The organism is Arthrobacter sp. HY1533, assembly GCF_027568515.1.
Classification (GTDB): Bacteria; Actinomycetota; Actinomycetes; order Actinomycetales; family Micrococcaceae; genus Specibacter.
On sequence record NZ_JANKZF010000061.1, the window covers coordinates 1 to 1,244 of the forward strand.

A 1,244-nucleotide genomic window follows, 5' to 3' on the forward strand; every position below is an offset into this window, starting at 1 on the left:
GACAAATCACACACCATCACCACCTCAGAACCCAGGCCCGGACGATGCACCTGCTTCCACAACGAGGCCCGCAAACCAAAACCAACAATCCCCACCCGCATATCCCGCACAGGAACACCCGAACCGGCCACAGACTCCAACAAATCAGTCACTTCATCACTTCTCTCTCTGGGTACAGCAAATCTTGGGGGTGGTGCGTTGTGGAGTCGCGCAGCAGCAGCTGCCACGGGAACTCCAGGATTCGGGGCGGGCTGTCGGGGTCCTGGGCGCGTTCCACGAGGAAATCGGCCAGCCCGGAAAAGAACCCCACGGGTCCGGTGCTTGTCAGGGATGGCGCCATGGCCTCGCCCTGGATGGTGTTGCCGACGCCCACCACGGCCACGTCGTCCGGGACGGCAAGCCGCAGCCGCTGGGCTGCATGGATGGCGGCAATGGCCGCGAAGTCCGAGGTGGCGTAGATGGCAGTGGGTGGTTCGGGGCTGCTGAGCAGTTCCACGGCGGCCTGGTAGGCGTTGAGTTCGTCGCCGTCAAAGGTTGCCACGAGCTCGGGGCGAAACGGCTGCCCGGCCCGTTCCAGCCCGTCAAGGTACGCCTGGTACCTGATGGGTGCCGGGGTGCGCAGGCTGCCCGCCGGTGTCAGGCAGGCAACCCTGGTGTGCTCCGCGGTCAGGTGGTCCATGGCCGCGTCCAGCGAGGACCCGGACAGTGACCGGATGACGTCGTAGCCGTCGGGCTCCAGCGTTTCACTGAAGACCACCAGAGTGTTGGTGCGTGAGAGCTCGGCCAGCAGTTCGGCGTCACCGGGCCGGCCGGCGTCGTCAATGAAAATGACGTCGGCGCTTTGGCGTGGGATGGCCAGGCGCCAGTCGGTGTCGGCCAGGATCATGGGGGTGATACCGGCGGAGGCGACCGCCCCACCGACTGCCCGTGAGACGGACAGCGACCAAGGGTCCGAAAGCATTGTCAGGGACAGCATCATGAGGTTGGAGCGGCCCGTGCGGATGGCCCTGGCAGCCTGGTTGGCCCGGTAGCCAAGCCTGACGGCGGCTTCATGGACGCGCCTGCTGGTCTCGTTGGAGATGCCCGAGCCCTGGCCGCGGGTCCGCCCGGCTAGTACGTAGGACACCGTGGCGGTTGACACGCCGGCCTCGGCTGCGACTGTCTTGATGGTGGGTCGATTCATGTTCCGGCAGCGTCCTTTCCTCAATGTCTGTTGTATGGCGGGGTGGTGCTGGCTGGCGGGG

Annotated in this window: 1 protein-coding gene; it reads right to left on the minus strand. The window is 65.8% G+C overall.

Annotation, left to right across the window (positions count from 1 at the left end):
* Positions 1 to 148 precede the first annotated feature (148 nt).
* Complete coding sequence (locus PCK14_RS19275; protein WP_269940136.1) at positions 149 to 1,183, minus strand: LacI family DNA-binding transcriptional regulator; 1,035 nt, start codon at positions 1,181 to 1,183, stop codon at positions 149 to 151.
* Positions 1,184 to 1,244 lie beyond the last annotated feature (61 nt).